Genomic DNA, 23,259 nt, shown 5'->3' with positions numbered 1-23,259 from the left:
CGTTATTGTTAACCGAATCGGCATTATGGTTGACCAACAGCAGTCGCTGTCGGAGCCAAGTTCAATAATTTGGCGCGTTCTTCATCATTAGCTCCATAACGCGCAAAAGCCTGCGACATTAAAACCAGAACCACTCGCCTGTTCTTAAATCGACCCGCCTCTATTTTGTTATCGCCAATAGGATGAAATTCTCCATACCCAATTGCCGACAAACGAGGAGGATTAATGCCCTCCTTAACAAACTCATGCACAACACTGGTTGCCCGGGCGGATGACAAATCCCAATTCGACCTGAATTTTATGTTATCGATAGGAATATTATCGGTGTGTCCTTCAATATTAACCATATTAGGCAATGGATTAATCACCTCGACAATCTTTTGTAACACCGGTATCGCTTTTTTGGATAATTCCGCCTCACCGCTCAAGAACAGCATTTCGCTATTCATTTCCAGCTCTATCCAATAGTCGTTTTTCTTGACTGAAACCAGATTATCTTGGATAAAAGGCGCTAAAACCTGTTCGAATTGGCCTGACACCTGACTCAACTGCTTTCTTTCTTTTAATATTTCTTCACTCAACTCGCGTCTTTCTTCAACTTCTACCGCCGTTGGATTTTCTAATGGAATGGGCTGAATAGTCGTCGGCAAAGTGCCTATCTGAATAGGGGCAATCTCATTACCCTGCTGTTCTTTATTTGAAAATGCTTCGCCTAATGAATCGGACAGTGTCTTGTACTTCCCTTCATTTACCGAAGAGATTGAATACATGACCACAAAAAAGGCAAATAACAAGGTTATAAAATCTGCGTAAGACACCATCCATCGATCATGATTATTAGTGTCCGCTATAGGTCTTTTCCTGCGCCTTGCCATAGCCTAGTCTTTATAGGAGTCATGCAGATAGCCGCCCAATTTCAGCTTTATATTTCTTGGATTTTGACCCTCTGCAATAGAAATAATACCCTCAGCCAACATTTCCCTGGCCTGGGTCAAGGCAAGCACATGCGCTTTTAGTTTATTGGCAACCGGCAAAAAAACCAGGTTGGCGGAACCTACGCCATAGATTGTCGCGACAAAAGCCGTCGCTATCCCTTGCCCTAAAAGTTCCGGATTGGTCAGGTTCTGCATGACATGAATCAAGCCCATCACGGCGCCGAGTATGCCGATGGTCGGCGCATAACCCCCCATCGCCTCATACACTCCTGCCGCCTGTAAGCCCATACTTTCCTTGGCATCCATGTCCATCTCCAATATGTCGCGTATGGCATCAGGATCATTACCGTCAACCAACAACTGTAAGCCTTTTTTTATAAACGGATCTTCTTCCTTGGGCAGCGCATCTTCAAGCCCCAATAAACCTTCCTTTCGCGCCAGCAAACTCCAGTAAATCACCTTATCGATTTGCTCTGAAAGATTCATTTCTTTTGATATGAGCACCCACGAAAACATTTTCATGCTTCTGACAAAAACGGCTGGCGGGTATTGCAAAAGCGTCGCCCCGAATGTACCCCCGAACACAATAATAAGCGCAGGTACGTTGACCAACGAATGGATGTCGCCGCCGTCCAGCATGATGCCCAACAGAATCGCGCCGACCCCGACAAAAATACCCGCGATGCTTAAAATATCCATTTTCCAGCTTTCAGATAACTAATCGTTTATCCAGTCAGACAGTCTTGAACGCAACCTCAACACGGCCTGAGTGCAGATTTGGCTGACTCTGGATTCACTAATATTCAAAACTTCGCCGATTTCGCGCAAGTTGAACTCTTCATCATAATAGAGCGAAATAACCAGGCGTTCGCGCTCGGGCAAACCCATGATGGCGTTTGCCAATGCCTGCTGAAATCCTTCACGACTTAAGCCGTCTACCGGGCCTTCTTCATGACTCAGGGTTTCATCCATGTAATGATCTCCATCTTGCGCCAATTCTTCGACGCTGAATACTCGGCAGCTGCTTGAATCCTGAAGAATGTGATTATATTCATCAATCGCTATGCCTAAATACTTAGCCACATCGACGTCTCTTGCCTCGCGCCCGGTTTTATTTTCGATCGTCCGTATGGCGTCAGAAACCATCCGTGATTTTTTATGCACGGAGCGCGGCGTCCAGTCGCTACGCCGGACCTCATCCAGCATAGAACCGCGGATACGAATTCCGGCGTAGGTATCGAAACTGGCGCCTTGCGAGGCATCGTAATTCTTGATGGCTTCCAGTAAACCGAGCATCCCTGCCTGAATCAAATCATCGACTTGAACGGAATCGGGCAATCTGCCCAATAAGTGGTAGGCAATGCGCTTAACTAACGGTGCATGCTGCATGACACGCTCATCGGTGCCTCCAGCCTGTACCGAAGTGTACATTGCCACGCCGCTCACGCAACATCCTTTTGGGATCCGTATTGAATCATTCTTTCAATAAAAAACTCAATATAACCGCCCGCCTGGGATTTCAGCGGCCAGCTGTCAATTCTTGCGGCTATCGTTTTCAACGCGAGCGATGCCTTGCTTCTGGGAAAGCCCATAACCACCGGCGTTTGTTTTTGAACCGATTTGCGCAAATATTCGTCATACGGTACTGCGCCTGCAAACTTCAGGGTAACATCCAGATAGCGATCAGTGACTTTGCTTAGTTTCTGGAATAACGCGATACCTTGCTGAGCGGTTTGAACCATATTGGTTATCACATGGAAATGGGACAGGCCATAATCCCTGTTAAGCAACTTAATAAAGGCATAAGCATCGGTTAACGATGTCGGCTCGTCGCACACAACAACGATAATCTCCTGGCAGGCGCGGGCAAAGTTGACCACACTTGCCGATATGCCGGCCGCTGTATCGACAATCAATACATCGATATCCTGGTCGATCTCGCTAAAAGCATGGATCACTGCCGCTTGTTCAACGGTGGTCAGTTCAGACATCTTCTGAATGCCGGATGCACCTGGAATCACTCTCAATCCCGAGGGTCCGTCAATCATGATTTCATCCAGTGTTTTTTCTCCTGACAGCACATGAGAAAGGTTGAACTTGGGATACACGCCTAACAAAATATCGACATTAGCCAATCCCATATCGGCATCCATTAACACCACTCGCTGCCCCATTTGCGACAGCGATATGCCAATGTTAACCGACAAGTTTGTTTTGCCCACGCCACCCTTGCCGCTGGTGACGGCGATAACCCGAACGGGTTTTATTTTATTCATTCTTCTTATCCCGGCTGCTTGATCAGGTTGCTTATGCATAGCCTTGCGCCGCCCAAGCTTCGTTATTGACATCGTTATAATCATTTTCTTCATCCAACTCAGCCACACATTGTGCGATTAAAGTCCGGGCGCAAGGGCTATGCATGTCTTCAGGCACTTGCTGGCCGTCGGCAATAAAAGACAACGGCAGGTTGTTCTCTATGATTGAAGAAACGGCCGAGCCAATCGTTGCGGCTTCGTCAAGTTTAGTCAAAATACTCGCTTGCGGTTCAAAAACCTGGAAGGCTTTGATAATTTCATTCATGGCTTTGTATTCGGTTGCCGCCGACATCACCAGATAGGATTTAATGTCGATACCGCTTTGTTGCAGGGTATTAATCTGCTCGACCAGCTTCATATCGCGTTGGCTCATACCGGCAGTATCGATCAAAATAAGGCGCTTGTCCGAAAAACCATTGATAAGATTACGCAATTCAGCGGCGCTGGATGCCACCCGAACAGGAACGTCAAGTATCCGTCCATAGGTATTCAGTTGCTCATGCGCGCCGATACGGTAATTATCGGTGGTAATCAAGGCAACCTGTCTGGGTCCGTGCTTTAAAATGAATTTGGCGGCCAGCTTGGCAATCGTTGTGGTTTTTCCTACGCCGGTAGGTCCTACTAAAGCGGCAATGCCGCCGTGTTGCAGCAAATCATCGCCGGCTACGGGCAGCACTTTCGCCAACAGTTCCTGGGCTTGACTAAAAACCAGTTCGGGATCAGTGTGATTGGTAAAGCGGTTAGCGATTTTAACGCTCAGTTTTCTTGAAATGCTCATTCCCGCCAATCGTTGTAGCAAATCAGCCCTGACCGGATTGGTTTGCGACGCTGCGCCCCAGCTAACGCTGGATAGTTTGGAGTCCATCGCAGACCTTAAGGATTTAAGCTCCTTGCTCATTTCCAGGAGCAGATTATCAGCCGGACTGCTCTGCTTTTCGGGCGGAATAACTATTTGCATAGGTCTTTCCGCTTGCTTAGGCCTTTGTGTTACGGCAGGTGCAACCGGCTTGGCGACTTTTGCCGTTACCGTTTCCATATTTCCGCGTAGATGTACTTTTTCTGCATAGCCGACATATTGGTCAATATTTCGGCGCACGGGAGGACGCTCAGGCACGAAACCATCGGCACTTTGTTTTCTCTGGCTGCTTAATACATGTAAACGATTCTTTTCCGCTTCAAAATCAGGCAAATCGATTTTTTTAGTTTCGCGACTGCCATGGATGGTGGAAGATTGTTGCTCGACGGCCTGTTTTTGCAATTTGCTTTGGATCAGCTGCTCGTCAAAATCGCGCGCGGCGACAATTTCAACGCCGCCGTCAACAGACTTGTTTGACATGATGACTGCATCTGCGCCCAATTCTTCTTTAACCATTCGCATGGCCTGGCGTATGTCTTCCGCAAAAAAACGTTTAATCTTCATAATTTAGCCTCATGTGCTATGTTCTTCGTCCGACAGTTGAAACCACTTTGATCTGACGATCAGCCGGTATTTCATTGTATGCCAAGACATGTAATCCGGGAATTGAATGGCGAACGAATCGGGATAACCACGGACGGATATAAGAAGAAACCAGCAATACCGCCGTTTGTCCTTCCATTTCCATTTTTTGCATACTTTCCTGTAACGATGTATGCATTTGTTCCGCTAACCCCGGCTCGACCCCAACACCGCTTTCGCCTGCCGTTTGCAAAGATTTATGCAATAACTGTTCCAATTCATGATCCAACGTAATAACCGGCAACTCATTCTGCATCCCACTGATTTCATGGATAATTAATCGACCTAATGCCGCACGCACCGCTGACGTTAAGATGTCGGGATCTTGACTCCTGAGTCCGTACTCCGCCAAAGTTTCGACTATGCTGCGCATATCCCGGATAGGTACATGCTCTTGCAACAGGTTTTGCAGTACTTTGACCACCACACCTAACGGCAATGTTTTCGGAACCAGATCCTCGACCAGTTTAGGGGCAGACTTGGCCAGATTATCGAGTATTTTATGCGCCTCTTCGTAACCGAATAATTCGTGGGCATGCGATTGCAAAAGATGACTCAGGTGGGTCGCCACCACTGTTCCAGGGTCGACTACCGTATAGCCGAGGGTTTGCGCATGATCTTTCTGGTTTGGTTCTATCCACACAGCATCCAGGCCAAAAGCGGGATCCTTGCACGCATTGCCCTTCAAGGTGCCAAAAACACGGCCCGGATTAATCGCCATATCCATATCCGGCATGATTTCAGCCTCGCCTACCGTTACTCCCATCAGCGAAATCCGGTAGGCTGTTGGACTTAAATCAAGATTGTCCCGGATATGCACCGACGGGATTAAAAAACCCAGCTCTTGCGACAGTTTTTTCCGTACGCCCTTGATACGAACCATCAGTTGTCCGCCCTGATTCTTGTCCACCAAGGGAATGAGCCGGTAACCCACTTCCAGGCCGACAACATCAACCGGCATCACATCATCCCAGCCCAACTCTTTGGTCTCGGGAGCGGCTAGGTTTTGAATCTGCTCCTGCGGATAATCGATAGCAACCAACTCGGCTTCTTTATGTCGCTTCTCAATTAAATAGGCCGAACCGGCCAGAACCGAAGCCAGTATGATAAAGACCATATTCGGCATGCCCGGAATGATACCCAGCGCGCCTATCACCGCTGCCGTAACCGTTAACGCCTTGGGATTTGCAAATAGCTGCGCCGTAACCTGTTGCCCGATATTTTCGCCGCTGCTGCCCACCTTGGTGACCACCAGTGCGGAGGCTACCGACAATAACAACGAAGGGATCTGAGCGACTAAACCGTCACCAATGGACAGTAATACATAAATCTTTCCTGCATCGGCAAAACTCAAATCATGCTGAAGAACGCCAATGGCCAAACCGCCGATCATGTTGACAAATAAAATAATAATCCCGGCAATCGCATCGCCCCTGACGAATTTGCTCGCCCCGTCCATGGAACCGTAAAAATCCGCTTCGGTAGCCACTTCGGCGCGCCGCTCACGCGCTTCATCCTGAGTCAGCAAGCCTGCATTCAAATCCGCATCGATCGCCATTTGCTTGCCCGGCATCGCATCCAGCGTAAACCTCGCCCCGACTTCCGCAATCCGCCCGGCGCCCTTGGTGACGACCATGAAGTTAATGATGATCAAAATCGCAAAAACCACCAAACCCACGGCAAAGTTACCGCCGATAACAAAAGCGCCGAAGGCCTCAATCACCTTACCGGCGGCATCGCCGCCCTTATGTCCTTCAATCAATACGATACGCGTCGAAGCCACGTTCAGCGCCAAACGTAATATGGTCGCAAGCAGAATAACCGTTGGGAATGACGCAAATTCCAAAGGTTTAAGCGTATAAACAACGACCAGCAGGATGATTAACGAGAAAGCGATGTTAAAGGTAAAAAACAGGTCGAGCACGAATGCCGGCAGCGGCAATATCAGCATCGCCAAAACCATGACGATAACCAATGGCGCGCCCAACTCGGCTTTGCTCAATACCGCCAACGCTGCTTTTAATTTAGTAAAATCCATACCCTGCTAATCCTGTTTAAATTCGTCAGGCACGTTAATATTTTCCGGTGGCAATGGCGCTCTCCAATCATTTTTCTGAGCCGCTTTTAACTGATACACATAGGCGAGTATTTGGGCTACGGCTAAATAAAGTCCCTGCGGTATTTCTCTATCTAACTCGGTCGAATAATACAACGCTCTGGCTAAAGGCGGGGACGCCACCAACGGCACACCGGAACCTATCGCAGCATTACGGATTTGGGCGGCAATCAAATCGACGCCCTTGGCGACCAGTTTGGGCGCACTATTCGAATTTTGGTCATATTTTAAAGCCACCGCATAATGACTCGGATTAGTCACAATAACGTCGGCTTTCGGCACTTCCTCCATCATGCGTCTTTGCGCCGTCTCCATTTGCATTCTGCGCTGCCGCCCTTTCACCTCAGGACTGCCCTCCGCATCCTTATTTTCATCCTTGATTTCCTGCTTGGACATTTTCATGTTTTTACTGTGGTCCCACAGTTGATAAGGTACATCAATCATCACAACCAGTATCAATGAACTACTGAGCAGCAAAATACACGTACCGATAATGTCCAGCGCATGACCGATTGAGTGAATCGGCGACTCGCCGCCCAAGCTTAGTAATTCGCCGATAAAAGATCGGTACAAGGCAACGGCAACAGCAAAAACCAACAAAATCTTCAATAATGCTTTGAATAACTCAACCAATCCCCGTATGGCAAAAATCCTGGCAATCCCTGCAATTGGATTCATTTTTGACGGATTAAAAGCTATAGCCTCCCAACTGAATACCCAGCCGCCCATCGATATGGGCGTGACGATTGCGACAACAACCATCACCGCCATAAACGGCGCAAGCAACATGACCGTGTCTATCATGGCCTGCTTTAAATACAGCGTTATGCTATCGGGATCGAAAATGGCTGCGCGGCTCAGCCGAAACGTAGTCCGCATGATTTTTAACAGTCCATTGCCGATTGTGCCGCCCTGCGTAAGCAACATGGTAGCGCTCGCCATCAGGATGACAAAGGTGTTAAGTTCCCTGGACCTTGGAATCTGGCCTTTCTTTCTGGCGTCGGCAAGACGCTTACCGGTGGGGTCTTCGGTTTTATCGTCGTTATCTGACATAACTCATCTACAATCGCAACAACTGCCCGATCAAATCGTAGGCATCCGTTAACATTCCCGAAAATTGATCCAGCACATCAGGCAATGTTTTCCAAATCAACAGCAGACCCAACATCAAGGTTACCGGTATGCCCACTGAAAAAATTTGTAATTGCGGAGCCGCTCTGGCCGCCACCCCAAAAATAATATTCACCAACAACAGACTGGCAATGATAGGCATGGTTAACAATAAGCCGCCGGCAAACATCCGGCTGCTCCAGGCAATAATCGACCAGATGCCCGCTTTATCTATACCGTCAATGCCGATGGGCAAGGTTTTAAAGCTATCCAACAGCATTTGTATTAACAACAAGTGTCCATCCAAACTGATAAAAATTAACGTAGTGGTCACCGTATAAAGCTGCGCAATCACCGGCACTTGCTGTCCGCTTTGCGGATCGACCATCATCGAAAAACCCAAACCCATACTTAAAGCAACGCTTTGCCCTGCAAAAACGGCTGCGGCAAAAACCAACTGTAGAATAAAACCGGTCGTCAACCCGATCATAACCTGTGCAATAGCCGTCATAAACCCGGCGTAGCTGAACATTTCAACAGACGGCAAAGGAGGAAGCAAAGGCATGACTACAAGCGTTATGACCACGGAAAGGATCAGCCTGACTCGGGCCGGTACGGCTTTAATACTAAACAGCGGCACCGCTACAAACATCGCACTAATGCGCATTAACGGCCAGATGAACAATGCCGTTTGGCTGAGAATTTGCGCTTCGGTAAAGTTCAAAATTCAACCAATTAAATGCGGAATATCCCTGATCAAGCCCTGAAAATAATCAAGGAACATTTGCAGCATCCCCGGCCCCATAATCATCAAAACAATTCCGATCACGATGACCTTGGGCACAAATGTCAAGGTCGCCTCATTAATCTGGGTGGCCGCTTGAAACATCGCAATAATCAGGCCGACTGCCAGAGAGGGTAGCAACACCGGCGCAGTCAGCTTAACCGCAACAATCATCGCTTCCTGCCCAACCATGAAAATCGTTTCCGGTACCATAATTTACCTGCCGACCTTACACAACATAAAAACTTGCCGCCAGCATTTCCATGATCAAAGACCAGCCGTCAGCGAGAACAAACAGCATTATTTTAAAAGGCAGGGAAATAATCATCGGTGACAACATCATCATACCCATGGACATCAGTACGCTGGCAACCACCAAATCGATAACTAAAAAAGGCAAGAAAATCAGGAAGCCTATTTGAAATGCCGTTTTCAATTCACTGGTCACAAAAGCCGGCAGCAATAACGAAAACGGCACATTTTCGGCCGATTCCAGCTCCGCCTTGCCGGAAATCCTGATAAATAATTCCAAGTCGGCCTCTCTGGTCTGTTTTAGCATAAATTGCCGGAAGGGTTCGGACGCTTTTTCAATGGCGACAGTAACGTCGATTTTTTCTTCCAGATAAGGCTGGACGGCTTCGGCATTCACCTTGTCAAAAACCGGCATCATAATGAAAATAGTCAAAAACATGGACAAGCCTAATAACACCTGATTACTCGGCGCCGAACCGGTGCCTAAAGCCGTCCGTAGCAAGCTGAGCACAATCATGATTCGGGTAAATGAAGTCATGGTCAACAACAACGCCGGAAGCACCGTTAACAAGGTCATTAACGCCAGAATCTGGATCGTTACCGTATAAGTCTGCGCGCCTTGCTTGCCCGTCGTCACGGTGACCGCTTCAATCCCCGCTGCCGCGTAAGCCGGCGTTTCGATCAACAAAAAAGCCATGCCGATAATCAACAACCGATACCACATATTTTTAGCCATCAGATCGTCCCTTCATCGCTTGCTTCACAATGGCAGCAAATCCGCTGTCTTTCCCTATAGATGGCGGTTCGTTGCTGTTCAAGCAATCTTCACCTTCCAACACATGCAAAGCATCTATACGTCCCGGCGTCACACCCAAAATAAGCTGCTTTTTCCCGACCTGGAGCAAAATGACTTTTTCCCGCATACCCAACGACAGGCCGCCGACAATACGCATTTTTTCTGCGCCGTTGACAGAGATTCCGCCTAACTTGCGCATTCCCCAGACACAGAAAAAAAAGACAGCCAAGACTATCAGCAGCCCAACGCCCCAATGGAGCATATCTCCGGAAGAAATCGTCCTGACTGCCTGTTTTGGAACGTCCACGCCCGGCGCAGCAAAGCTGGCAGGAAACCACCAGAACATCAGCCACGCGACCATTATTTTTTCAGGCATCAGGCTAATCGTTTAACCCGTTCCGATGGACTTATCACGTCGGTTAAGCGAATACCGAATTTATCATTGATCACCACCACTTCACCATGGGCGATCAGTGTGCCGTTTACCAGCACATCAAGCGGTTCTCCGGCAAAACGCTCCAGCTCAACAACCGAGCCCTGGTTTAACTGCAAAAGATTTCTGATATTAATCTGTGTCCGGCCTATTTCCATGGAAATAGTAACGGGAACATCCAAAATAACATCAAGATTAACTTCATCGCCTACGCTTGAAGACGACTTTTTATCTTCAAACTGATTATTAAATTCCTGGAATGCCGCCGCCTCAAAATCATCAATCGTTTCCCCATCCTCTGGTGTATTTGGATATTCGCTCATCTTATTTCCCAACTTAATATTGTTACAATCAAATCCTGAATTGCGCCAGGTTGATTCAAGACTTTACCTTATCGATAATCTGTATCGCATAATTACCATCCGAAATGCCGACCTTACCTTCAAATACCGGAATTCCTTCCGCTTTAAGAATCACCGTATCCGGCATATCAATAGGTATTACATCGCCTTTTTTTAACCGCATAACGTCTCTTATGGTCATGTTTTTTTCCACCAGAAGACTGTTTATACTCACTTCCGCTCTCAGTACTTCGCCGCGCAATGCGGCCTGCCAACCGCCGTCTACCTCGCCACTGTCGCTACTGATGGCATCCAGTAACTCCCGGATGGGTTCAAGCATCGCATAGGGCATTGCAATATTGACGTCACCGCCCCCGCCTTCCAGCTCAACATGAATGGTGGATATAACAATAATCTCTCCAGGTCCGATAATATTGGCAAACCGCGGATTAATTTCTGCGCCCACATATTCAAAATCGAGTTCCATGACTGGCTTCCAGGCCTCCTTCAAGTCCTTGAAAATCATATCAATGATTATCCGAACCACCCGCATTTCAGTCGGTGTAAATTCCCTTCCTTCGGTCTGATTATAAAATTGTCCGGCACCGCCAAAAAAATTGTCTACTACGGTAAAAACCAGTCGCGGATCAATGACGATCAACGCCTTGCCACGTAAAGGGTTAAACCGAACAATCGTTAAGTTGGTTGGAACCAGCAGTCCTTGTATATATTCAGAAAATTTTTGTACCTGAATGCCCGATATAAAAATTTCCGCCGAACGACGTAGGAAATTGAATAACGAAATACGGATAAACCTGGCAAACCGCTCATTAACCATTTCCAGGGTCGGCATACGCCCACGGACAATTCTTTCCTGACTGGCAAAGTCATACTCTCTGACCACGCCTTTTTCATAAAATTCTTCAGCGCCTGCTTCAGAATAAAACTCGGACTCATCCTCTGTTTCAATATCTCCGTCGCTAACACCGTTTAGCAGTGCATCGATTTCTGCCTGCGAGAGTAAATCACTCATGTTATTGCATTACAAATGAAGTAAAAAATATCTCTTTAACCTGCCCCTTCCCTGCCATTTTTATTAAAACGGCGGTCACATCATCCAACATGGCTTTAGCTAACATCTCCTTTCCTTCACGGGTATTCAAATTGGCTGGATCCTGCGCACCAATCAGCATCAACAGATTATTGCGCATCATAGGTTCATTTTTCTTCAAAACCTCAATAGTTTCGGCGCCTTCTACCAATATAGACACCGTAATTCGTCCGTGTTTAACTGTCGCCCCCTTGGGAAAGTCGACAACAATGGGCTTACTCATATCAAAATAGAGTTTTTCTGCATGAGCTGCCGCCTCATCCTCGTCAACATGTTCAACTTTTTCGCCTTTCGATGAATCCCCTTTCATAAGGAAGAAAGTGACACCGCCACCCACTGCTAATAAAATTACTGCCGCGACAATAATGATAATCAGCTTTTTAGGAGATTTTTTCCCTTCTCCGCCTTCTTGCTCAAGTTCAGCCATGCTACAAACCCTTTAGTTTTTAATCAGTAATTAAGCAATTTGAAGTCCACAGAATAATAATACGTGCAAAAACAATCTAATAAACTATAACTGCAATCCACTTATCTCTGTAAACAACACTAACCAACAGCTGAATGCTATCATTAACCGACATCGTAAAACCAAATCATACAAGAAAAAAGATCCTTTTAAAAGAATAAGATAGGAATACTTGTAAACGTTAATAATTAACTGCGCCAAGTATTAATTATAAGTCTCGAATAGTTAAGCAAATAAATACGCTCAAAGAACCGCGACCTTAAAAAATGAAGCCGCCAGAAAACCGACACCTTATTACACACATAATGAAATTAAATAAAACCTTCTATCACAGCCAAAACGACCCAACCACTCCACGATAAATGTTCTTGATGATCTCTGTGCAATTCCTCATCAAAGCAGCATCATTCCTCAGGAAAAATAAAAATGCCATTGAAGAAGCCATTTATTGTATTAATGACCGGTGACATCGACATTAACCATTCATCATTTAATCAACGCCGCCAAGATATTATTGCAACCACCCAATACGATGATATTTTAATGCACATTAAAGCGACTCAATTCGACCTGATACTGCTTGACTTGCCTGTAAACTGTTCGGTCGCAACGACTCCCGACCGATTACGACACATACGTCATTGGCAGTCGGTCGCATCGGTTCCCGACCGATTGCGACACTTCTGCCCTCCATGGATGGAGGAAATGCCGAGGACTGCCGGGAGCAGTCTCGGCCGCCATCCCTGGCAGTCGGAACTTATCGCTCGCATCAAAGACCCTCTTGGCATGAACAGCAAAACACCGGTCATTGCTATCGTTAATCCAGCAAAAGACTCCCAAAGCGAGCAACAATGCCCAGCAGAGTTTGACGACATCCTGACTGGCCCCATAACAGAGCAACGACTCAATGAGCTTATAGATCTTTGGAAAACAAAGGCTTTAGCTTTAGATTACATCCAAATACTCCTGAGTAAAACCAAAAACAACCGGCGCCTTACGCTGACCCTTTTTGAAAAGTTGTTCGAGGAACTTCCGTTGCAAGTCATTGATATAAAAGATGCACTGGAAAACAAGCAATACGATCTTGCCCGGGAAATTACGCACAAATTGAATGGTTCGGTGAGTTTTTGTGGCTTAATGGACATTCAGCAACCGGCAAATGCGCTAGAAAACTGTCTGTTAAATAATAATTATGCGAGCACCCATCGGCACTTTCTCATACTGCAGCAGCGCACCTTAAATTTCACATGCCACCAAAAATTTATCCTGGAAAACTTTGGCAAATACTAAGTCATAAAAAAAGCCCTTAAAGGGCTTTTTTTGTGGCTGCAAAACCCAATTTTAGTCCAACTCGTCAAGTAACGCTTTGGCTGCTTTTTTTTGCTCGGCCGTACCTTGCTCAAGCACCTCTTTGGCAATATCTTTGGCCGCTTCTGCATCACCCATATCGACATAGGCTTTTGCCAAATCCAGCTTCGTTTCCAACTCGTCCATATCGGTAAGATCGGAAACACCGAATTCATCATATTGATTGGACTGCCCACTTGTTGTCAGAGGCTCATCCAAATCAAAGTTAAAGTCGAAATCGTCGCCAAAATCATCATTAAAATCTAATGCCTTATCCGCAGAAAAATCAACATCCTGTTGCTTTTTATCGCTATTTTCTAATGCGCTAAAATCAAGACTGTCGATTTCTTTTGTTTTAGCATTATCGGAACTAAAGCTAAATTCGTAAGATTCAAATTCCTGCTGTTGGCTGGCTGGCGGTGTCCCTGAAGGCATGTCCGATAAGGCGCCGGGAGCAGCAACATCGTTCTCAGCTTCGTCTGATTCTTTGCTGTCCATTGAGAATGAGCTTAGATCGAAATCGATGTCTTCTATTTGCGCTCCTGAGGGCTTGCCCAAAAAAGTGCTTGGAGCAATAACATCTTTCTCCGCTTCATCCGATTCGTTGGTATCCATTGAGAATGAACTTAAATCAAAGTCAATATCCTCTATCTGCGCGCCTGAGGACTTATCCGCAAGTGCGTTGGAAGCGATAACACCTTTCTCCGCTTCATCCGATTCGTTGGTATCCATTGAGAATGAGCTTAAATCGAAATCGATGTCTTCTATCTGCGCTCCTGAAGACTTATCCGCAAGCGTATTGGAAGCGATAACGCCTTTTTCCGCTTCATCCGATTCTTTGGTATCCATTGAGAATGAGCTTAAATCAAAGTCAATGTCTTCGTTATTTCGCTGCTCATCAACAAAAGAATCGGCTTCAGATGAAGTTAAATCAATATCCGGCTCGTCGCCCTTCAACGCCGTTGTTTCCTTGGCAAAACCTTCACTGTCCAACTCTCCGAAAGAAGCCGTTCCAGTAATTACGTCCTCTCTCCCACCGATGTTTTCGTCACTATTTTCAACGGGTGTATTGTCAGCCACTGCGAACAGAGCCTCCCCGGAAGAAAATAACGGCGAGTCAGGACAAATTTCACGCCCCATCTCTGCCGCTTTTTCCCAAAACTCGACCTCACTCCGCTTACCAGCCTCTACCAGTTCATTCGCATAGGCTTCAAAAGCCGTTTTGCTTTCGTTAGCATAAAAAATTTCCAGCAACTTCAATTTACATTCATCGCGATTCGGCTGGTCTTTAATCGCCTGCCGTATTAATTCTTCGGCCTGCTGATAACGACCATAAGCAAGATATACATCAGCCTCGGATATAGGATCAATTTCCCCCTGATCAGTATCAAATGAGTCAAAATCACTCGGTGTAAACTCACTTAAGAAAGAACTTTCGCCTACTGTGCCTACATCATGAACAGCACCTTCTTCGACAACCGGCACGGAAAGGCTTTCATCGGCTTCAGGTATTTTAATCATGCTGGAAGTGGCGAACATACTCTCTGTATTCGTTTCCTCGTCAACCTTGCGTTTCCGCCACCAAAGCCAGCCAAGCAGTGCCGAAATTGCCAATCCGCCCCCCCCTATCCTCAGATAGTACGGATCGAATAAACTACCTTCAGGTTTCGGTTGAGCCACTGGCTGCACGGGTTGAACAACTGCTTGCTGAGGAGCGGGTGGCGCTTGATTCACAGGTTTCGCTGCCATAACCTCGCCTGGCACTGGCTCGACCGGTTGAGGAGCCGGTGTTACCTGATCGGCAGGTTTGGCCGCAACGACTTCGCCTGGCGTCGGCTCGGCCGGTTGAGGAGCAGGTGTTACTTGGTCGACAGGTTTGGCCGCCACAACTTCGACCGGCGCTGCCTGTTCTTGACCAACAGGATGTTCCTGAAACTTATTCTGCAAAGCCGCGAGCTGTTGATCCTTTAAAGCAATCAATTCCTGCATCATCGCCAGTTGTTTTTCCAACTCAGCTACCTTGCTTTGTGTAGCTGCGTCACTTGCACCCTCTTCAGCTTTACCTTTAACGATCGCAGATGCATCCGCTGCTTTCTTTTCAGCCCTTGCCTGCTCATTAACCGACGCTACCACAGCATGATCGGCGACCGCCGCCTTGGTCGGGGCAACCAGCGTTAACTGATTATCGCCAGGCCCTTCGGCTCTGCTCAGGGCGGGCTTTTCCTTTGCTGTTTCAACATGGGCAGGAGCCGAATGATTTTTCCAGGCTTTTGTATGCCGGTTGAATTCCGCTAATGCCTGATTGCGTGATAATTTTAAAATGGCCTCTCTTTCAGGAATCTTCAGCATTTTTCCAGACATTAATGCATAAACATTTCCTTTATAGAATGCTTTAGGGTTTGCTTCATAAATCGCAATCACCATCTGCTCTACAGAAACGTCGCTCTGTCCTCTTGCTCGATCAGCCACGCTCCAAAGCGTATCATTTCCAAGTGTAGGCCCATATTCGCTCTCACTGCTTTGTCCATTTGCATGCGATTGACGTTGAGGCGTAGTGACTGGCGGTTTCGCATAGTTTTCAGCACTGGTTGAAACGGGAATGGTTGCTTGGTTGTAAACTGAAGGCGGATCCACCAAGACAGTAAATTCACGATACAAATTGCCTTTGGGCCAGCTGACTTCGAGCAAAAAATCCAAAAAAGGTTCCTTTAACGCTTCCTTCGAAGTCAGCTTAATGACTGCCGTGCCATTTGAATGAGTAACGGTTTCAAGTTTAATTTTCGACAGAAAATAGTTCCATGACACCCCCGCCTCATCAAATTTTTCAGGTGGGGCCAAGTTTACCTTGATGTCCGATACGTTCTCGCCTGACAGTGTTAACGCAATTTCAGCATCCAGATTTTGATTCAGGGCCGAATGCAATTTAATCTCGCCAATGCCTAGCGTATGACCACTAGCCGGCGCAAGCAACGATACAACCGCTAAAGTTTTAGTTAAATTGCGCACGCCGCTCTTCTTCACAATAGTTACCACAGTTTCTTACCGCGTCCAGTCAAATATGTACACAAGCTTAGTCTAGATGTAATTTTTTACCAGCACTTCTGCTATTTGCACACTGTTTAATGCCGCGCCTTTTCGAACATTGTCACCCACCACCCACAAATCGATTCCTTGAGGATGCGAAATGTCTTCCCGAATGCGTCCTACAAACACATCATCATTGCCTGAAGACTCCGTCACCGCCGTCGGATAACCGCCATCGCTACGCTCGTCCATAACCGTCACACCGGGCGCCTTCTCAAGCAAGGCTCTGACTGTCGCCGCGTCGATTTTTTTACGGGTCTCAATATGCACGGCCTCGGAATGTCCGTAAAAAACCGGAACCCGAACTGCCGTTGCATTAACCAAAACGCTGTCATCGCCCAGGATTTTCCGGGTTTCCCAAACCATCTTCATTTCTTCCTTGGTGTAGCCGTTGTCCATGAATACGTCAATCTGCGGCAACACGTTAAAAGCAATCTGTTTAGGGTAGACGTTTGTGATGATGGGTTGCATATTCAGCAGACTGGTCGTTTGCTTAACCAGCTCCTCTATGGCCTCTTTACCCGTCCCCGAAACCGCCTGATAGGTACACACATTGATGCGCTCAATCCCCACCGCGTCGTAAATGGGCTTTAACGCCACCAACATCTGGATAGTTGAGCAATTCGGGTTAGCGATAATGCCTCGATTTTTATAATCGGCGATTTTTTCGGGATTAACCTCCGGCACCACCAGCGGAATATCGTCGTCATAGCGAAACTGCGAGGTGTTATCAATAACAATACAACCCGCTGCGGCGGCCTTCGGCGCGTATTCCGCCGACACGGATGCGCCCGGCGAAAACAGTCCGATTTGCGCCTTTGAAAAATCGAAGGTAGCCAAATCCTGCACGGCCAAAGACCCGCCTTTAAAAGGAATTCTTTTACCCACTGAATTACTGCTGGCCAAGGCATAAACCTCGCCGACAGGGAAATTGCGCTCTTCCAGAATTGACAGCATGGCTTCACCCACCGCACCGGTAGCGCCAACCACAGCAACGTTATATAACTTGGTCATCTTATCCACCCTTCTGTGTAGCTGACATAGCTGTACACACCCATAGCACGGTAACGCAACCTAAACATAGGCCGGTCGGTAAAACTGCAACTTTCTTTGTCATTAATTTTAAAACCTTTTATTCTGAAATTTGAACACCGATAATCACGGAATGTTTTGAGTGCCATGTTGCGTCCCAACATTGGGTGCTCTAATGTGCTGGATTAAGAATAATACTCTCCGGGACACAAAAGCCGTCAACCCAACCTACGGCTACCCTAAAACCGCAAAAACTTTTTTGGTGATTTCATCGACACTGCCGACACCGGCTATCGAACTGAACTTGACCTGCTGTTCCGGCGCTGAATAAAACCCAACCAAAGGCTTGGTCTGTTCATGATAAACGCTGAGCCGTTTACGCACGGTTTCTTCTTTATCGTCATCGCGCTGAATCAAAGGCTCCCCGGTCACATCATCAACGCCCTCAACTTTAGGCGGATTAAACTCAACATGATAAGTGCGCCCGGATTGTAAATGCACCCTTCTGCCAGCCATGCGCTTTACAATTTCCTCATCTTCCACCACGATTTCAATAACCGTATCGATGCTCACGCCCATTTCGTTCAGGCCTTCAGCTTGAGCAATGGTCCGGGGAAAACCGTCCAGCAAAAAGCCGTTAGCGCAATCGGCTTGAGTAATACGCTCTTTGATCAACCCTAAAATAATATCATCGGAAACCAGGCCACCGGCATCCATCACTTTTTTTGCTTCAACACCCAACGGTGTTCCTTCCCGCACTGCGGCTCGCAACATATCACCCGTTGAAATTTGCGGAATAGCGTATTTTTCAGTAATAAATTGAGCTTGAGTTCCTTTACCGGAACCGGGACTCCCCAACAGGATGATGCGCATAACTAACTCCATTGTGTCGCTAAGACAGATTTAGACTCTAACATAACAGCTCGCGTCAGTCGGGTTAGCTTAATCCGACCTGCAAAACCAAATAAAAGTGTGACTGATTATTTTATAACACATCAAATTTTATCTCTTGTAAAAATACGTTTATTTCCCTATTCTTAGTCAGTTTTTTTACATTCAGGGGGAATAATAATGCGTGTTGAAGATTTAATGACTTCAAAAGTATTTACAGTCGAGCAACACGATTTGATTGATCGTGTCTTTTTCTTGATTCATTACGAAAGAATTCGTCACTTACCCGTCGTTGAAAAAGGCAAAGTTATCGGGATTGTGTCCGACCGAGACCTATACAAAGCGCTGGGTCCAAAAAGCAACTCTAATGCCATTGAAGCGGCAACCGGCACAGGCGCTACAGAACTGCATGTGATTCCGAAAAAAGTGCAGCATATCATGCACCGGGGCGTGATAACCGTTAACCCTGACACCTATGCCTCGGAAGCGGCTGCAAAAATGGCCGACAATAAAATCGGCGCATTGCCTGTCGTCGATAAAGACAACAAACTGGTCGGCATTCTTTCCTCCACCGACATACTCCGGTTTTTTTCAAAGATCGAAAAAGCCAGCGAAGAAAGAGATAAAAGAATCGCAGCCGGCATCAGTCATAAATAATAATGCAGCTTGCGTCACCCCAAAAGCCCCTAGGTAACGGGGCTTTTTTGTTTTAACCGGCAACCAACCATGACCCATAAAACCCTGCCCGATCAACACGTTAAAGCCGCAACAATAACGTGGTTAAAATCCGTCATCATTGAGCACAGCATCTGCCCGTTCGCAAGGCGCGAACTGGAACGAGGCAGTATTCACTTCAGCGTCGATCGCGACACAGAAATCGAACAATGCTTGCTGAACCTGATACTTGAATGTGATCGACTGGATACCGAATCCGGCATTGAAACCACGCTGCTGATTTATGCAGATGCGTTTGCAGAATTCAACGACTACCTGGATTTTGTTGAAATCGCCGAATCGCTGTTGATTGAACAAGGCTATGAAGGCACTTACCAGTTGGCAAGTTTCCATCCTGATTACTGCTTTCAAGGTAGCGATCCGGACGACGCCGCAAACTACACCAATCGCTCACCCTACCCCATGCTGCACTTGCTACGGGAAACCAGCCTAGACCGGGCCGTAGCCAGCCACCCCGATCCGGAAAACATCCCGCAACACAATATCGAATTAACCCGAAAACTGGGATTAGCTAAAATGCAGGCTTTATTAGCGGCGTGTTACCCGGTTAACCCATGATTTTTTTCATTCCTGCTGCTTAAAAGCCTCTAATTCCTTAGCCCGCGCCGCCGTAGCGGACATGAAACAATCGTTTGCACTGACCCTGGCTATCGTTCCACCATCAGGATCGTAATAAAAGTCACAGTTAGCCTTTCTGTATTTAAGCCATAAGCGTTGGGCTTCCTGCAACTGCTTCTTACGTTCAGGAGAAAGGCCGGCCATAATATCCTTATAAGTCTTGTTTAACCTCACATCTTGCCGTTCCGTTTCCGCATTCATGCATTCAACCATTGATGGCGTAACGCCACCGGCTTGATCCATACAGGTTGCGAATGTTTGACTTAAACCCTCATCAGCGGCAAGGACCGGTTGAACTATTGCGGCCATCAACCCCGCAATTACCACATGTCTAAAGGAAGACATCACTACTTGACTTCTTCCGCTACGACATCGGCTTCAGCCGCAACTTCGGTTTTTTCAGGTACTGCCGCATCTTCAGCGACTAGCGCGTTATGCTCTACGACTTCGGGTTCGGCAACAGCGGAGGCATCTTCCACAGAATCATCTTCGACCTTTTCAATTATCGGCGTATCGGCAACAACAGGATTTTCCACAATGTCGGCTTTTTCATTCAAAGCGGCCTCTTTGACAACGGCCTCGCTAACTTCAACAGCCGCTTCCGGTTTTTTATTTAAAGATTCCATAAAGTCGACAAACCAGTCCTGATGCTTAACGCGATCAAGATCCGGGTCAGCAATAATATCGGCGACGACCGGTAAATAGCCCTTGTTTTTAGAGATTTCCAACGCATTCAGGCAGCCTTCTTTCTCGCTTCGCAAGCCATAAATACAAGCTACATTATAAGAAGCCGATCCGGCCTGAATCGCATTGGCCTTTTCGAAATAGCTTTTGGCCCGTTCATATAAACTATCATTGGCTTCAACCGCTTTAACACGAGCCAATTCCATATAAGCAACACCGCCATCCAATGCCGCGCCTAGATAAGCGGGCTCAATAGTCAAGCAAAAGGAGAATTTAGCAATGGCATCCTGATAAAGATTGGCCGCAGCCTCACCCGACTTGGTTCTCGCCTGATGCAACAAAGCAAGTCCCCAATTATATAAAGCTTCAGCAATCAACGGCTCGTTAGCAACAACTTCGGCATAATCCTGATAAACTTTTTTAAACAGTTGATCGGCCGTATGGCCATCGCTGCTGCGCGCCTCCGTTGTTTGTTTTATGGCGGCTTTTAACTTGGATTTCTTTGTTATTGACTCAAAAAACGACATGATTTATCTCTCTTGATTTAGTAATTTATAATCGCAAGCTATAGAATAACAGCAGAGCAGATAACGACACTAATTCAAATGTGTAAATAACACACTACCTACCCACAACAAAGAGAAAATCATGAACGAATCAAACGGTTGCGACATTGCCAGAGAAAAAGTAAATCTGGAAACATCGCAAATTGCCTGGAAGGAACTGCAACGCTTTTTTGCCGCCGGCGCTGCGGTATTTGTTGCATCAGACCTGGATTTAGTCGATGTGGCCTACCAGTTTTCCATCGACAATAAAGACCAGGTTGCGTTATGGATGCAAAGCAATCAAGTTGCTTTGGTCTCCGACCAACAGGCAGCCGACTGGTTTGAGGCTGACGCCGAGGTATGGGCCGTTGTCGTCAAACCCTGGATATTGGTTCAGGAATAAGTCACACCGTTTAAGGCATATTTGCCTTAAACTTTCCCTCTTGAACCGGATCTTCCCTTACCTCTTGATTCGATCCGCTTACTGTCAGGCTGTTTAACCCCACGAACCGTTGGTTTGGCGCCGCGAGCCGCCGGTTTTTTGGTATGCCGCATATCCTTTTTGCCGGTCGTTTTATTGGGTGCGTTCTTTTTAGGCGCATCGATCACTTTCAGTGAAACAGGCTCATAGCCAGTATCGGCCACACGCGGGATTTGCCGCTTAAGCAGTTTCTCAATTTCCACCAGCATCCAGGCTTCTTCCGGACACACCAGCGACAAGGCCTCGCCATTGGCGCCGGCCCGTCCGGTACGCCCAATGCGGTGAATATAATCTTCCGGCACCTGCGGCACATCGAAATTCACCACATGCGGCAAGTCGTCAATATCCAGACCGCGCGCGGCAATATCGGTCGCAACCAATACCGAAACCTTGCCGGTTTTAAACTGCTCCAGCGCCTTGTTGCGTGCGCCCTGCGTTTTATCGCCATGCAACGCCGCCGTACGGATGCCGTCCTCAATCAGCTGCTTTTCCAGACGATCGGCTCCGTGTTTGGTGCGAACAAAAACCAAAACCTGCTTCCAATTATTGCTGCCGATCAGGTAGGACAATAATTCGCGCTTGTACTCGCGGCCGATGCCGTAAACCCGTTCCGCGACATTTTCAGCCGTAGCATTTTGCTTGGCGACTTCGACTTCAACGGGATTGTTCAACAACTGCGCGGCCAGCGATTTGATCGCATTGGGCACAGTCGCAGAAAACAACAGGCTCTGCCGTTTCTTGGGTATCAGCGCCATCAGTTGCTTAATATCGGGCAAAAAGCCCATATCGAGCATACGATCCGCTTCATCCAGCACCAGCACTTCCACGTTGGACAGGTTGATATTGCGCTGCTGCACATGGTCGATCAAGCGCCCCGGCGTCGCCACCACGATGTCGCAACCCCGGCGTAATTGACGGGTCTGGATGCCGATACTCGCGCCGCCGACCACCGCTTCCGCATGGAACGGTAAATGTGCGCCGTAAGTTTTTACGCTTTCATAGACCTGCGCGGCCAGTTCACGGGTCGGCACTAAAATCAGTGCGCGAACGCGGCGCGGTTTTTGATGCGGATCGTGATTCTCGGCCAGCCGTTGCAATAACGGCAAGGTAAAACTGGCGGTTTTTCCGGTTCCGGTTTGTGCGCCTGCCAACACGTCCTTGCCTTCAAGGATCAAGGGAATCGCTTTTTGCTGTACCGGTGTAGGAGTGACATAGCCTTGATCGGCTACGGCTTTAAGGAGTTCGTCGGCTAAACCGAGCTGGGCGAAAGACATTTGGAACCTCTAATAAAAAAATCGTTCATGATCACAAGATCATGAGTGTTGGAATGGGGAACGGCAGGCCGTTAAAACTTAAAAAATATCACCACGAAGACACGAAGAGCGCGAAGAAATTAACTTCGCGCTCTTCGTGTCTTCGTGGTGAACTAACCAATGTGCTTAAGTTAATACGTATGGAGCGCACCTTCAGCCCTGCTGTAGGCCGGAATAAGTCGGTTCGAGCGGCAGCGAGAACTGGCGTTTCCGGCAAACACCTTCCGAATTCGCCGGAAACGCCACCTCGCGCTACGCGCTTGGATGGCCTTATTCCGGCCTACGCCATAGCCTATCTGGACTGATGATTCTTAAGCTCCAGTAGGGTGTCAATAAAAGTTACAGGGTGAAATGTTCAAGGGGATTTCCTCT

Annotated in this window: 25 protein-coding genes; 5 read left to right on the top strand and 20 right to left on the bottom strand. The window is 47.3% G+C overall.

Annotation, left to right across the window (positions count from 1 at the left end):
• Positions 1–23: 23 nt before the first annotated feature.
• The 14 genes from motD to METTU_RS00450 are packed head-to-tail and all read right to left on the bottom strand — an operon-like array spanning position 24 to position 12,118.
• Positions 24–875 (bottom strand): flagellar motor protein MotD, encoded by an 852-nt coding sequence (gene motD, locus METTU_RS00515; RefSeq protein ID WP_006889332.1) that lies wholly within the window; start codon positions 873–875, stop codon positions 24–26.
• 3 nt (positions 876–878) lie between these two features.
• On the bottom strand, positions 879–1,634 hold the full coding sequence (locus tag METTU_RS00510; protein WP_006889331.1) for a flagellar motor protein: 756 nt from the start codon (positions 1,632–1,634) through the stop codon (positions 879–881).
• Between the two features lie 18 nt (positions 1,635–1,652).
• Positions 1,653–2,366: an RNA polymerase sigma factor FliA gene (locus METTU_RS00505; RefSeq protein ID WP_006889330.1), complete on the bottom strand. Its 714-nt coding sequence runs from the start codon at positions 2,364–2,366 to the stop codon at positions 1,653–1,655.
• 11 nt (positions 2,367–2,377) lie between these two features.
• A complete protein-coding gene (locus tag METTU_RS00500; RefSeq protein ID WP_006889329.1) occupies positions 2,378–3,211 on the bottom strand; it encodes a MinD/ParA family protein in 834 nt (277 codons plus the stop codon).
• A 31-nt stretch (positions 3,212–3,242) separates the two neighbouring features.
• A complete protein-coding gene (gene flhF / locus METTU_RS00495) occupies positions 3,243–4,670 on the bottom strand; it encodes a flagellar biosynthesis GTPase FlhF (RefSeq protein ID WP_006889328.1) in 1,428 nt (475 codons plus the stop codon).
• A 16-nt stretch (positions 4,671–4,686) separates the two neighbouring features.
• A complete protein-coding gene (gene flhA / locus METTU_RS00490; RefSeq protein WP_006889327.1) occupies positions 4,687–6,786 on the bottom strand; it encodes a flagellar biosynthesis protein FlhA in 2,100 nt (699 codons plus the stop codon).
• 6 nt (positions 6,787–6,792) lie between these two features.
• On the bottom strand, positions 6,793–7,917 hold the full coding sequence (flhB, locus tag METTU_RS00485; protein WP_006889326.1) for a flagellar biosynthesis protein FlhB: 1,125 nt from the start codon (positions 7,915–7,917) through the stop codon (positions 6,793–6,795).
• A 7-nt stretch (positions 7,918–7,924) separates the two neighbouring features.
• Positions 7,925–8,698 (bottom strand): flagellar biosynthetic protein FliR, encoded by a 774-nt coding sequence (fliR, locus tag METTU_RS00480; protein WP_006889325.1) that lies wholly within the window; start codon positions 8,696–8,698, stop codon positions 7,925–7,927.
• A 3-nt stretch (positions 8,699–8,701) separates the two neighbouring features.
• On the bottom strand, positions 8,702–8,971 hold the full coding sequence (fliQ, locus tag METTU_RS00475) for a flagellar biosynthesis protein FliQ (protein ID WP_006889324.1): 270 nt from the start codon (positions 8,969–8,971) through the stop codon (positions 8,702–8,704).
• A gap of 16 nt (positions 8,972–8,987) precedes the next feature.
• A complete protein-coding gene (fliP, locus tag METTU_RS00470; protein ID WP_006889323.1) occupies positions 8,988–9,746 on the bottom strand; it encodes a flagellar type III secretion system pore protein FliP in 759 nt (252 codons plus the stop codon).
• On the bottom strand, positions 9,739–10,182 hold the full coding sequence (gene fliO, locus METTU_RS00465; RefSeq protein WP_006889322.1) for a flagellar biosynthetic protein FliO: 444 nt from the start codon (positions 10,180–10,182) through the stop codon (positions 9,739–9,741). Before fliO ends, fliP begins: the two co-directional genes overlap by 8 nt.
• Positions 10,182–10,562 (bottom strand): flagellar motor switch protein FliN, encoded by a 381-nt coding sequence (fliN, locus tag METTU_RS00460; RefSeq protein ID WP_006889321.1) that lies wholly within the window; start codon positions 10,560–10,562, stop codon positions 10,182–10,184. The genes fliO and fliN overlap by 1 nt, the downstream gene beginning before the upstream one ends.
• 55 nt (positions 10,563–10,617) lie before the next feature.
• On the bottom strand, positions 10,618–11,613 hold the full coding sequence (gene fliM, locus METTU_RS00455; protein WP_006889320.1) for a flagellar motor switch protein FliM: 996 nt from the start codon (positions 11,611–11,613) through the stop codon (positions 10,618–10,620).
• Position 11,614: 1 nt separating this feature from the next.
• Entirely contained in the window at positions 11,615–12,118 is a 504-nt protein-coding gene (locus METTU_RS00450; protein ID WP_006889319.1) for a flagellar basal body-associated FliL family protein, read from the bottom strand.
• 744 nt (positions 12,119–12,862) lie between these two features.
• On the opposite strand from METTU_RS00450, the gene METTU_RS00445 reads away from it, so the two are divergent.
• Positions 12,863–13,447: an Hpt domain-containing protein gene (locus tag METTU_RS00445; RefSeq protein ID WP_254257789.1), complete on the top strand. Its 585-nt coding sequence runs from the start codon at positions 12,863–12,865 to the stop codon at positions 13,445–13,447.
• Between the two features lie 51 nt (positions 13,448–13,498).
• Here METTU_RS00445 and METTU_RS00440 read toward each other — a convergent pair whose 3' ends face one another.
• From METTU_RS00440 to adk, 3 genes are all read right to left on the bottom strand, one after another.
• A complete protein-coding gene (locus METTU_RS00440) occupies positions 13,499–16,525 on the bottom strand; it encodes a FimV/HubP family polar landmark protein (RefSeq protein ID WP_254257788.1) in 3,027 nt (1,008 codons plus the stop codon).
• A gap of 54 nt (positions 16,526–16,579) precedes the next feature.
• A complete protein-coding gene (locus METTU_RS00435) occupies positions 16,580–17,602 on the bottom strand; it encodes an aspartate-semialdehyde dehydrogenase (RefSeq protein ID WP_006889317.1) in 1,023 nt (340 codons plus the stop codon).
• Between the two features lie 252 nt (positions 17,603–17,854).
• On the bottom strand, positions 17,855–18,493 hold the full coding sequence (adk, locus tag METTU_RS00430) for an adenylate kinase (RefSeq protein WP_006889315.1): 639 nt from the start codon (positions 18,491–18,493) through the stop codon (positions 17,855–17,857).
• A 198-nt stretch (positions 18,494–18,691) separates the two neighbouring features.
• Here adk and METTU_RS00425 point away from each other — a divergent pair, with 198 nt between their 5' ends.
• Entirely contained in the window at positions 18,692–19,168 is a 477-nt protein-coding gene (locus METTU_RS00425; protein ID WP_006889314.1) for a CBS domain-containing protein, read from the top strand.
• Positions 19,169–19,237: 69 nt separating this feature from the next.
• Entirely contained in the window at positions 19,238–19,804 is a 567-nt protein-coding gene (locus METTU_RS00420) for a DUF1415 domain-containing protein (protein WP_006889313.1), read from the top strand.
• A 6-nt stretch (positions 19,805–19,810) separates the two neighbouring features.
• Here the strand turns inward: METTU_RS00420 and METTU_RS00415 are convergent, their stop codons facing one another.
• Positions 19,811–20,173 carry a lysozyme inhibitor LprI family protein gene (locus METTU_RS00415; RefSeq protein ID WP_254257787.1) on the bottom strand — a complete coding sequence of 121 codons (363 nt, stop codon included), beginning with the start codon at positions 20,171–20,173 and terminating at the stop codon, positions 19,811–19,813.
• Positions 20,174–20,211: 38 nt separating this feature from the next.
• Entirely contained in the window at positions 20,212–21,075 is an 864-nt protein-coding gene (locus tag METTU_RS00410; protein WP_006889311.1) for a Tom20 family protein, read from the bottom strand.
• Positions 21,076–21,196: 121 nt separating this feature from the next.
• On the opposite strand from METTU_RS00410, the gene METTU_RS00405 reads away from it, so the two are divergent.
• On the top strand, positions 21,197–21,496 hold the full coding sequence (locus tag METTU_RS00405; RefSeq protein WP_006889310.1) for a DUF2288 family protein: 300 nt from the start codon (positions 21,197–21,199) through the stop codon (positions 21,494–21,496).
• Between the two features lie 26 nt (positions 21,497–21,522).
• Here METTU_RS00405 and METTU_RS00400 read toward each other — a convergent pair whose 3' ends face one another.
• Positions 21,523–22,848 carry a DEAD/DEAH box helicase gene (locus tag METTU_RS00400; protein ID WP_006889309.1) on the bottom strand — a complete coding sequence of 442 codons (1,326 nt, stop codon included), beginning with the start codon at positions 22,846–22,848 and terminating at the stop codon, positions 21,523–21,525.
• Between the two features lie 161 nt (positions 22,849–23,009).
• Between METTU_RS00400 and METTU_RS22910 the strand changes: the two genes are divergently transcribed.
• Positions 23,010–23,192, top strand: coding sequence for a hypothetical protein (locus METTU_RS22910; protein ID WP_150107710.1), 183 nt, complete (start codon positions 23,010–23,012; stop codon positions 23,190–23,192).
• Positions 23,193–23,259 lie beyond the last annotated feature (67 nt).

The organism is Methylobacter tundripaludum SV96, assembly GCF_000190755.2.
Classification (GTDB): Bacteria; Pseudomonadota; Gammaproteobacteria; order Methylococcales; family Methylomonadaceae; genus Methylobacter_A; species Methylobacter_A tundripaludum.
This window is presented reverse-complemented; position numbering and strand designations above follow the sequence as displayed.

Bases quoted from the DNA above. Each gene is read 5' to 3' on its own strand.
- motD (WP_006889332.1), bottom strand. From the start codon at position 875: ATGGCAAGGCGCAGGAAAAGACCTATAGCGGACACTAATAATCATGAT.
- METTU_RS00510 (WP_006889331.1), bottom strand. From the start codon at position 1,634: ATGGATATTTTAAGCATCGCGGGTATTTTTGTCGGGGTCGGCGCGATT.
- METTU_RS00505 (WP_006889330.1), bottom strand. From the start codon at position 2,366: ATGTACACTTCGGTACAGGCTGGAGGCACCGATGAGCGTGTCATGCAG.
- METTU_RS00500 (WP_006889329.1), bottom strand. From the start codon at position 3,211: ATGAATAAAATAAAACCCGTTCGGGTTATCGCCGTCACCAGCGGCAAG.
- flhF (WP_006889328.1), bottom strand. From the start codon at position 4,670: ATGAAGATTAAACGTTTTTTTGCGGAAGACATACGCCAGGCCATGCGA.
- flhA (WP_006889327.1), bottom strand. From the start codon at position 6,786: ATGGATTTTACTAAATTAAAAGCAGCGTTGGCGGTATTGAGCAAAGCC.
- flhB (WP_006889326.1), bottom strand. From the start codon at position 7,917: ATGTCAGATAACGACGATAAAACCGAAGACCCCACCGGTAAGCGTCTT.
- fliQ (WP_006889324.1), bottom strand. From the start codon at position 8,971: ATGGTACCGGAAACGATTTTCATGGTTGGGCAGGAAGCGATGATTGTT.
- fliP (WP_006889323.1), bottom strand. From the start codon at position 9,746: ATGGCTAAAAATATGTGGTATCGGTTGTTGATTATCGGCATGGCTTTT.
- fliO (WP_006889322.1), bottom strand. From the start codon at position 10,182: ATGCCTGAAAAAATAATGGTCGCGTGGCTGATGTTCTGGTGGTTTCCT.
- fliN (WP_006889321.1), bottom strand. From the start codon at position 10,562: ATGAGCGAATATCCAAATACACCAGAGGATGGGGAAACGATTGATGAT.
- fliM (WP_006889320.1), bottom strand. From the start codon at position 11,613: ATGAGTGATTTACTCTCGCAGGCAGAAATCGATGCACTGCTAAACGGT.
- METTU_RS00450 (WP_006889319.1), bottom strand. From the start codon at position 12,118: ATGGCTGAACTTGAGCAAGAAGGCGGAGAAGGGAAAAAATCTCCTAAA.
- METTU_RS00445 (WP_254257789.1), top strand. From the start codon at position 12,863: ATGCCGAGGACTGCCGGGAGCAGTCTCGGCCGCCATCCCTGGCAGTCG.
- METTU_RS00435 (WP_006889317.1), bottom strand. From the start codon at position 17,602: ATGACCAAGTTATATAACGTTGCTGTGGTTGGCGCTACCGGTGCGGTG.
- adk (WP_006889315.1), bottom strand. From the start codon at position 18,493: ATGCGCATCATCCTGTTGGGGAGTCCCGGTTCCGGTAAAGGAACTCAA.
- METTU_RS00425 (WP_006889314.1), top strand. From the start codon at position 18,692: ATGCGTGTTGAAGATTTAATGACTTCAAAAGTATTTACAGTCGAGCAA.
- METTU_RS00420 (WP_006889313.1), top strand. From the start codon at position 19,238: ATGACCCATAAAACCCTGCCCGATCAACACGTTAAAGCCGCAACAATA.
- METTU_RS00415 (WP_254257787.1), bottom strand. From the start codon at position 20,173: ATGGCCGCAATAGTTCAACCGGTCCTTGCCGCTGATGAGGGTTTAAGT.
- METTU_RS00410 (WP_006889311.1), bottom strand. From the start codon at position 21,075: ATGTCGTTTTTTGAGTCAATAACAAAGAAATCCAAGTTAAAAGCCGCC.
- METTU_RS00405 (WP_006889310.1), top strand. From the start codon at position 21,197: ATGAACGAATCAAACGGTTGCGACATTGCCAGAGAAAAAGTAAATCTG.
- METTU_RS00400 (WP_006889309.1), bottom strand. From the start codon at position 22,848: ATGTCTTTCGCCCAGCTCGGTTTAGCCGACGAACTCCTTAAAGCCGTA.